The sequence below is a fragment of the Desulfovibrio piger genome, assembly GCF_012843875.1.
Lineage (GTDB): Bacteria > Desulfobacterota > Desulfovibrionia > Desulfovibrionales > Desulfovibrionaceae > Desulfovibrio.
This window is the reverse complement of record NZ_JABAFY010000074.1, coordinates 1-8,661: the sequence shown is the minus strand read 5'-3', so window position 1 is coordinate 8,661 and position 8,661 is coordinate 1. Positions and strand designations below refer to the sequence as shown.

Annotated in this window: 9 protein-coding genes and 1 pseudogene; all 10 read right to left on the bottom strand. The window is 54.2% G+C overall.

Going from position 1 to position 8,661, the window contains the following annotated elements:
- Positions 1-72: 72 nt before the first annotated feature.
- Positions 73-600, bottom strand: coding sequence for a LemA family protein (locus HF854_RS11715; RefSeq protein WP_168936451.1), 528 nt, complete (start codon positions 598-600; stop codon positions 73-75).
- A gap of 69 nt (positions 601-669) precedes the next feature.
- Positions 670-2,148 carry a leucine-rich repeat domain-containing protein gene (locus HF854_RS11710; RefSeq protein WP_168936450.1) on the bottom strand — a complete coding sequence of 493 codons (1,479 nt, stop codon included), beginning with the start codon at positions 2,146-2,148 and terminating at the stop codon, positions 670-672.
- 49 nt (positions 2,149-2,197) lie between these two features.
- Complete coding sequence (locus HF854_RS11705) at positions 2,198-2,440, bottom strand: hypothetical protein (RefSeq protein ID WP_168936449.1); 243 nt, start codon at positions 2,438-2,440, stop codon at positions 2,198-2,200.
- Positions 2,441-2,463: 23 nt separating this feature from the next.
- Positions 2,464-3,717, bottom strand: a complete 1,254-nt coding sequence (locus HF854_RS11700) for a TMEM43 family protein (protein WP_168936448.1) — start codon at positions 3,715-3,717, stop codon at positions 2,464-2,466.
- Positions 3,718-3,787: 70 nt separating this feature from the next.
- Positions 3,788-5,410 carry a bifunctional metallophosphatase/5'-nucleotidase gene (locus tag HF854_RS11695; RefSeq protein ID WP_240937750.1) on the bottom strand — a complete coding sequence of 541 codons (1,623 nt, stop codon included), beginning with the start codon at positions 5,408-5,410 and terminating at the stop codon, positions 3,788-3,790.
- A 493-nt stretch (positions 5,411-5,903) separates the two neighbouring features.
- On the bottom strand, positions 5,904-6,578 hold the full coding sequence (locus tag HF854_RS11690; protein WP_168936447.1) for a hypothetical protein: 675 nt from the start codon (positions 6,576-6,578) through the stop codon (positions 5,904-5,906).
- A gap of 8 nt (positions 6,579-6,586) precedes the next feature.
- Positions 6,587-7,048 carry a hypothetical protein gene (locus HF854_RS11685; protein WP_168936446.1) on the bottom strand — a complete coding sequence of 154 codons (462 nt, stop codon included), beginning with the start codon at positions 7,046-7,048 and terminating at the stop codon, positions 6,587-6,589.
- A gap of 101 nt (positions 7,049-7,149) precedes the next feature.
- A complete protein-coding gene (locus tag HF854_RS11680; RefSeq protein ID WP_168936445.1) occupies positions 7,150-7,644 on the bottom strand; it encodes a hypothetical protein in 495 nt (164 codons plus the stop codon).
- Positions 7,641-8,132 (bottom strand): annotated as a pseudogene (locus HF854_RS11675) (IS5 family transposase); the annotation flags it as partial. The pseudogene HF854_RS11675 and the gene HF854_RS11680, both read right to left, overlap by 4 nt.
- Before the next feature lie 8 nt (positions 8,133-8,140).
- The gene (locus HF854_RS11670) at positions 8,141-8,575 is read right to left on the bottom strand and encodes a hypothetical protein (protein WP_168936444.1); all 435 of its coding nucleotides are present in this window, start codon (positions 8,573-8,575) and stop codon (positions 8,141-8,143) included.
- Between the last annotated feature and the right edge of the window lie 86 nt (positions 8,576-8,661).

Genomic DNA, 8,661 nt, shown 5'->3' with positions numbered 1-8,661 from the left:
GGTTGATCTCACAATATCTCTCTTTGCCAGATTTCATGTGAACGGGCAAAGAGAAGATATTTTATCATTCTTTTAGCAATACTCTCCAAAAAAGGTTACCTTGCCAAAGCCGAAACTGCCCGCAACCAGATTGCCGGGAAACTGCAGAACGTGGTCGTTCTGATCCCGGGCTGTGCCATTATAGTAGCGGCGGGCCATTTGAATTTCGTCTTCCAGCGCGGCCAGCTGTTCCTGAAGTTGCAGGAAATTTTCACTGGCATTGAGCTGGGGATAATTTTCCGCCACGGCAAAAAGAGAACGCAAAGCCTGGCTGAGGACATTTTCAGCCTTCATCACCGCTTCCACATTGCCGGGCGAGGCATGTATGGCCTGCGCCCTGGCCTCGGTAATCTGGCGAAGAACCTCCGTTTCATGCGTGGCATAGCCCTTGACGATATTGACAAGAGCGGGAATGAGGTCATGGCGGCGCTTGAGCTGCACGCTGATGCCGCTCCAGGCTTCCTCCACCAGGTTTCTTCCCCTGACAAGTCCATTATAAAAGACCATCAGGTAAAGGCCAACGATGACCACTATGCCCAAAATAACGGCTGCAACTATCATAACAGCTCCTGGGGGAACAATGGTATCACCGGAACCGGAGAAAGCCCTCCGGTTCCGGTGTATAACACGCTAGCGCTGGGTGATCTTCACGTTTGAAGCAAAGCCTTCCAGCTCGGCATCGGCAAGGGCGCCCTTGCTGATGTTAAGCCGCTTGAGAGAGGGCAGCTTCTTCAGCGCCGCAAGGCTGTTCACGCCTTCCACGTTGGTAAGCGTGACATACTCCAGGCTGCCGCATGCGGCCAGCGCGTCGAAATCACTCACCTTGCATTCATTAAGACTGAGCGTCTTCAGCGCACCGAGCTTGCCCGCAAAGTTCAGGCTGAGCGGGGCATCTCCCTTGATCTTGGACAGTTTAAGGGTTTGCAAGGCTGAAGCCGAAGCCAGACTGTCAGTATTCACAAGCTTGGCGCCGGTTACATCAATTTCCTTGACCTTCGACCAGCCGGAGGCAGCCGCAAAGTCAAAGGGTTCGCCGCTTTTCTTGTTGTACTCGGAGGTAATGGTGAACTTTTCCAGATTCCCAAGGCCACTCAGACTCGCGGAGTTGGTGGCGCCCTCCGCGCTCCACAGTTTCAGTTCCTTTAAAGACTTCATCTGACCTACGGCGGCGAGATCGCCGACCGGTTCCCGCATATTCCAGATCTGGAACGATTCAATACTGGTTTTGGTCAGCGGGCTGTAATCCGTCACATATTCGGCGAACACATCAAATTTCTTCAGGTTGGGCAGATTCGCGACCCAGGAGATGTCATTCAGCCTGGTCAGCCCGCCCTTGAGCTCCACCACTTGGATCAGTTTGCCCAGCGTGCTGAAATCCGCGTCCTTCACGGCATAATAGGTGAGCTTTTTCAGGGCCGGACAGCCGGCAAGAGGAGAGAAATCCTTGACGGTCACGCCGTACAGATTGAGTTCTGTCATTTTGGGCAGCTTCGCCAAAGGCGACAGATCGGCGATGGTGCATCCGGTGAGGTCCACCGTCTTCAGGCCGGTCATGACCAGCAGAGGAGACAAATCCGCGGGAGAGGCACCGCCAAGCCTGATGCTGGTAAGAGAGGCAAGCGCGGGAAGGCCTTCAAAAGACGTCAGATTGCTGTCGCCATCTACCCTGAGGGTCTTCAGATTCGTGAACCCGCTCATCCACTTGAGGTCAGGCCCCATGGCTTCAGAGCTTACATCTATGCTTTCCAGGTTCGTCAACCTGGCCAGCGGGGTAAAGTCCTTAACCTGCTCAGCCGATATTTTCAGCCCTTTCAGATGGGAAAGTCCGGCTATGGGCGCTATGCTCGTCAGCGCCTTGCTTTCCGTAACTTCAAGTTTCGTCATGTTCGGCATGGCCGAGCAGATTTTTTCCAGATCCGCATCCGCGATTTTTTCGGCTTTCACGGTCGCTCCATCCTTGACGGACTTAAGCTGGGCAACGGCCTCGTCCGGAACGCCTTCCTTGATCTGAACATTGCTGCCGGAAACCTTGACAGACGGAGCCGCGTTCGCCAGACCAAGCATGAGACCGAGTGCAATAAACGCCATGGATATTATCTTGCCATACATCGCGTTCCTCCCGAGAGGTTAGACTATTGAACCCGAAACGGTACTGCGCCTATTTTTTGGGGCACACGCCATTCATCTTTTTTACAAACTTGTCTGCGTCAAGCTTATAATCAAAGGTGGCAAGCACATATGTGTTGCCCCCCCTGGCCGATTTCATTTGTTGTGGCGTGCGGGTATCCACCTCTGTCTTGCCGTTGGTGCAGTACACCGTGTATTTCTGGGCAAAAGAGTCGGACGCCGTTCCCAGAAGCAACACACCTGCCAACAAACCGATAGACAATGCCAACTTCATGTTCCTACTCCCTGTTAGTGGTTTCAGGCCTGGACGGGTGCGGAAGCCTTGCGCTTCCTTCCCCGGACAATAAGGAAAGCGATCAGGGCCACAGCCGCTCCAAGCAGACATATGCCGAGCAGAGGCCGGAAGCGGATCCAGCCTATGGCGATGATGACAAGGGACCAGGCACAGCCAAGAAGCAGCGCGACCAGGCCTGTGCCCGCCCCCACGATGCTGCCCAGCAGCGGGATCACATCGGCAATAACCTGAAGGGGCGCCACGATCATCCGTATGCCCGCAATGCACAACAGGATGCCCACTATGCGCAGTATCCAGGTCATCATGCTGTTGGAACTTTTGGCATTGTCAAACATGACGGTCTGGTCCTGCGCGCCCATGCCCAGCTTGTAAAATGTTTCGCCATTGGAGGCGCGGAAGGGCACAAAGGTATCGCCGCTGATCCTGGCGATAATAGAAACTTTCGCAGGCGTTACCTCAAAAAAGGAGACACGGACATCCCCAACCTTGGGGCTGTTGGGGTGGCGCCCTATGTAAAGGAAATTGCCCTGGTTATGAACCATGCTGTTCGGGCCGCGCGCCGATTTTTCCACACCGCTTTCAACAGCCTTATTCACCGTGTCGGGTATGGGCGCTCTGGAAAAGAAGGTCTTTTGAAGTTCCGACCGCTGATCCTCATTGAGATTGGGGGTGATCGCCTTTTCCCCGCTGATGGAGCGAATAAGGAAGTCCGGCAGCCTGTAGGCTCCAAAGGTGACGTTCGCGGCATACTGATCCTCGTTTGCCGCCTGAATGCGGGTCATGTTTTCATGGCCCTCCACCCGCTTGAAATTTTGCGAGTCAACCGGCTGCCCCACCCACTTCATCTGATAGCTGTAAGTGGTAACGGTTTCTTCACCGCCGCCAAGCTTCTTGCGTGTTTCCTGCTTGGCGTCTTCCACCCACTGATAATATTCCACCTTGCGGCGCAGCCTGATGGCTTTTGTCGTTATACCGAACATGGAGTCGGTAAGGGTATCTTCCGTTACGACACGGCCCGTTGCATACACAAGTTTGCCGTCATAGGAAGAATCCAGCGTACTGATGCCGGGAAGCGCCACGGTTTGCATCTGCGCTTCGGCAATGGCGTCGCCCGTACGTACAGCGCGCCCCTCATTCCAGTACAGCAGGAAGGTGGCGAGAGCGATCATGACAAGGCCTGCGCCTATGCCGCCAAAGGAATTTCCAAGACGCGAAAACCAGCTTGTATTCGTTACTTCCGTGTAGTTATCGGCCATAATGACGTCTCCTTTTTATTTACAAGCATTCCTGTTGAATGAGTAAAACAGTCGGCATATCCCTCCTTGTTCATCGGTACACAATACGCCCTGTTTCCGGCATGGGAAGCGGAGAATGCTTCCGTATCCAGGATTCCACAATATCCACATCCAAAAGTTCCGGGGACGGAATGACCGCGCTTTCCGTGAGCATGGCGTACCCGTCCCCCCCGCGCGCCAGAAACTCGGGCAGGGCAAGAACATAGGAAGCCGACACATCAAGGGGCACGCTCTTTCCCATGGCATCCTTAACTATGACGTTGCTGACCCGCTCACCAAGACGGCCTGCCGGATCCACCACATAGCTCAGCCCCGAGGCCTGAAGCAGTCTGGGGCCTTTGCCATTTTCCTGCGATACGCCGTGTTCCAAGGCTTCCAGAATATGCTGACCGCTAACCTTGCGCACCACTACCGAACCGCCAAAGGGCAGCATGCTCAGCAAATCGCCGCGCGTCACCTTTGCCGGGAGAGCGGCTCGTATTCCACCGCCATTGCACAAGGCAATGGTGGCGCCATAGGGACGAGCATACGCCAGCATGGCGTCTGTCATAACCATGCCGCCCAGGCACTCTCCTTCACGGCACGCATCCATGCCATCCGGCAGACAGAGATTATGGCTGCCCACAACGCTGCTGCGGTATTCCGCAAGCGATTTGGCAAACTTTGCGATCAGGGGACTTATTTGAGGATCCGTCGGTGCATCGGGCATAAGCTCCATGGGGCCGCCGCTCCAGCTCACAGGAATGCCGGACGCATTGAACGCCACATGCAGATTGCCAAGATACACGGCCGCCCGCTTTGCCGTAACCACAAGAACGGGGTTTCCCTCCGGCGAACGCTCCACAATCGGATACGGCCCCTCTTCAGAGTCTGGCCCCAAAAAACTATGCGTATGCCCGCCCACAATCACGTCCACCCCTTCCACCGAACGGGCCAGGCGGCGATCTTCCGGCAAACCGAGATGCGTGAGAGCGATAATATGGTGTATGCCCTGCTCTTCCAGTTCCTTTACCGCGCGGGCCAGAACCTCTTCGCTCTTCTCGAAGCTGGTGGCCGGACAGGCTGCCGCCAGTTCCACAACTTCATTATTGGCAAGGCCTATGATACCCACCGGAACCCCTCGTACCCGCTGAATGATATAGGGCTTTATCCGGCCATGCCGCATCGGGCATTCCGGCTCCGGATGCAGATTGGCCGCCAAAACCGGAAAAGGCGTGGCCCGGGTGAAGGCCGCCGCATCCGCGCAGCCTTCATCAAATTCATGGTTGCCCAGGGTCATGGCGTCATAGGGCATGTAGGCATCTATTTCAGCGAGCATGGGCCACTTGTTCACGCTGTAAAACAGCGTTCCTTGGAACTGGTCGCCCGCATCCAGCGCGACAACATTATCGTTTTCTGCTTTAGCAGACCGTATGGCGGCCGCGATGCGGCCCATGCCTCCCCGGCAGCCGGGTTCCTCAAAGCAGGCGTTTCCGTGTTTATCCACACCCGCAATGTGCGAGTGGATATCGTTGGTATGCAGAACCGTCAGCTCAAGGCCTCCGCCGGAGTCCGGCTGGGGAAGCTGCCTGACGGAGCAGCCATGCAAAAGAAACAGCATACTCAGAAAGGCCAACGGCAAACGCCACGTTCCCGTCATTCCCCACTTTCTCATAGGTGCCTCCCCCCGGAAAAAATTTGTCCCTGTTATGGACGCCCGCCATATGGATAAACTCTTCAAAGCCAGCATAGATAACAGCGCGGATCCTGTAATCATCCCGAGGAGTAAAATTCGTTTCATTCATCCAGAAAATGAAGGGGGGAAGCCGCCGAAAGGCATCATCTCAAAGATGAAAAGCAATCGATTAAATATACTAATATAGCAATTTTATTGAATAAATATAACTCATCATGGAAAAAATTTCTGTCTGCGCGACATGATTTTCCCCTGCGCCTATTTCCCGTTCGATGCTGTCAACGATAGCCCCCCGCTCTTAACGCATGTTAACACAGGAGGGGCGTACGTGCATGAGCAGCTCCAAAAGCTGTCCCGCAACGTACGCCCCCCAAAGAGAGTATAAGGCCTCTTTTCCCGTGCCGCTCAACTGGCTGTTTTCAAGAGGGATGGAGCGGCTTCTCCCCGGGCGGGAAAATCCCTAGCTGCCCTCTCAGCCCATGGCCTCTCCCGTAATGACAAAGGTTTCGAGCTTCCAACCGTTCTCGTCAGGAGCAAAACGCGCCATGAAGGTCGCCTTGACCCACAGGATTTCTTCATGATCCGCGCTATCATCCTGCAGTCTGAACCGACGCAGATTACCGTTGATGATGCAGCTTCCGTTCGCTTCCCTGTGCGCGGAGCTTATTTCCGCATAGCTTGGCAGCCAGACATCTTCAGCAAAGTTCCTGTCGTCAACTGTGGATTCCACATCTATGTAGTAGCCGTTGGAACCGCAAAAATACCCGTCGGGCAAGGTCTGGCCATCCAGCCAGCCGCCAAAAATATTCAGCGCCGCCTGTTCCACGGCCTTTTTCGGGAAAAACAGGACATATCGACCAGGAATATTGATGAAATAGGGGCTGTCAGGGTTCTCTTCATTAAAGTATTCTCCAAGTTCGGGTTGACCATGCATCATATAGGTTATGGTGGTACGGCACAAATCGGCGGGGCTCATTTGTTGGGGAAAGGTATAGTTTATATCCCAAAGCATGAGCATGGTATGTTCCATAAAGAGTTCGTCCCGAAGGGAAAGGCCGTCCTTATCTCCGGAGTCCGCCCAGGAAGGGGGAATACTGCACAAAAAAGCGACCATGCCCGCGCACAGAAAAAAAAGAAGTTTTTTCATGATATCCCTCACTCCAGATTCGGCAACGGCTCAAATTTCAGTTCGTCAAGGTAAAAATTTCCCTTGTCAACTTTATGGAAGCGCATGCTGAAAAGCTCTTTGGCGGCAACAACTTCAATGCCGTCATTTCTGGGAGCCATGCGGCGCACCTGCCCCCTAAACACCCAAGCTTTATTGTGCCAACCCAGTTCAATAAGCTCCACAAACACATGCTCAGGCGCGGACAACGAGTCAACATTCACCTCACCCCCCGGTTGGGCGATATCGCCCTTTCCCCATAATGCCGATACGGCATTCTGCATAAGAAGAACATCCATACCCGTCAGCCTGTCATCGGGGAGAGGAGCCGCCTCCGCCTGGTCCGCGGAAGGGCCCTCGTTTTGCTGATCCGCCATAGCCAGGCCTGTCCCCCAGAACAACACACATCCCAGTATCGCCAGGGCCAACAGATTTCGCATTGTTTTTTTCACAGCAAGGTGCCTCCCGTATCCGTTTTGTTGTTTCCTCGTCGGAGCTCCGCCCCGTTCTTCCGAAGTCAAGGCAGGCTTTTCTGTTTGCGGCATGAACGGGGCTACTTTATTTCCCTAATGCCCTCGTTGCCGTAAACATAATGAATATCCGCCATCACCGGCGCGGGAGGGGCGTTGGGAGCAGCCTCGACAAATCCGGGCCCCAGAATAAGCGAGCCATCCATGCCGCTGAACGCCGGCGTGACGCAGATCGCATCCGCGCAGATCATGATCACCGGAATGCCTTCGGGCACCAGAAAACGCACCCGGCAGGCCTCGCCTTCTTTCAGGACAATTTTCCTTATGATTTCACCCGGGTTAAGGGTACATGCCTTGTCATCCCACTCGGCCTTGCGGATGAGAAAATTCAGGTTTTCTTCGGCCGTAAACAAAAAGGAATGGCAGCCATGTTCATCAACGGCGTCGCCTTCAACGCCGACCCGCAACAGGTGCATGCCGGAAGGCAAAAAAACGGGCGCTCCAGTTGCGCTTAATTTGCGAAACGAACGCACCACATCCTGCGCAAACGCATCATCAGAGCGTGTTTGGAAACTCATTTATCAATAATGAAACGTTTCAACAGTATGCTTGCCATGGCTATTTGAGTCATGGACTCAGACACATCAAGGCGTCGCTCGTAATCCCGCACAAGACGCCTCCAGCGAACCAGCCAGCCGAATGTTCGTTCAACTACCCAACGCTTCGCCACTGGCTGAAAGCCTGTCTGCCCTGGTGTGCGTTTCACGACTTCCACAACAAATCCAAGATAGGTGGCCTTGTCCATCAATGACTTGCGCTCATAGGCCCCGTCTGCAAAAAAATGTTTTACTGATGGCCACTTGCGATACATTGCATCCAGGATCATTTGCGCTCCTGTACTATCTGCCACGTTGGCCGGGGTCATATTGACGAGCAGGAGACGACCGTCGGAATCTACTGCTACATGCCGTTTTCTACCAACGATCTTCTTGTGGGCATCGATCCCACGATCCGAAGCATGTGGGGCCTTCACTGACTGGCTGTCCAGGACTGCAAGAGAAGGGGCGAGAGTCTTTACACGCTCTCAAAAATCTCCCGCTGTTCCTGATTATAGCGGAGAGAAAGCAGGCATACCGCTTCCGGCGTATAATACCCCTTGACATGCAGGATGGCATTTTCTGCGGAACCTGAAAGAATAAACCAGCCCTCTTCCCTGTTGACGCGCTTCAGATCTATATGGCTGAACCTGCCGCAAACTTCCCGCAAACCGCTCTCAAAATCCATTCCCATAACGCTCCATCCCATGCTGCCCCAGGCGCGCAGTTCCATACCGCGCTCGGCGTGCATGGGATCCGTCACGGTGACGCCGTCTCCATTTTCGGATTCCGTCACCGCAAAGGCCCCCGCCGCCGGGTCCATCCAATTGACGGCGAAGCCATAGCGCTCGTTGACGTATTCCCCCGCCAGGCACAGGCCGGATCCGCCGCAAAAAAACAGGGTCAGACACAAAAGAAAAAATTTGGCTCTTGACTAGCTGAGAGGATTTTCTCTGAGCAGTTTTAGCACCAGAAGGTAAATGTCCTCTTGTCTATGAT

Bases quoted from the DNA above. Each gene is read 5' to 3' on its own strand.
- HF854_RS11715 (WP_168936451.1), bottom strand. From the start codon at position 600: ATGATAGTTGCAGCCGTTATTTTGGGCATAGTGGTCATCGTTGGCCTT.
- HF854_RS11710 (WP_168936450.1), bottom strand. From the start codon at position 2,148: ATGTATGGCAAGATAATATCCATGGCGTTTATTGCACTCGGTCTCATG.
- HF854_RS11705 (WP_168936449.1), bottom strand. From the start codon at position 2,440: ATGAAGTTGGCATTGTCTATCGGTTTGTTGGCAGGTGTGTTGCTTCTG.
- HF854_RS11700 (WP_168936448.1), bottom strand. From the start codon at position 3,717: ATGGCCGATAACTACACGGAAGTAACGAATACAAGCTGGTTTTCGCGT.
- HF854_RS11695 (WP_240937750.1), bottom strand. From the start codon at position 5,410: ATGAGAAAGTGGGGAATGACGGGAACGTGGCGTTTGCCGTTGGCCTTT.
- HF854_RS11690 (WP_168936447.1), bottom strand. From the start codon at position 6,578: ATGAAAAAACTTCTTTTTTTTCTGTGCGCGGGCATGGTCGCTTTTTTG.
- HF854_RS11680 (WP_168936445.1), bottom strand. From the start codon at position 7,644: ATGAGTTTCCAAACACGCTCTGATGATGCGTTTGCGCAGGATGTGGTG.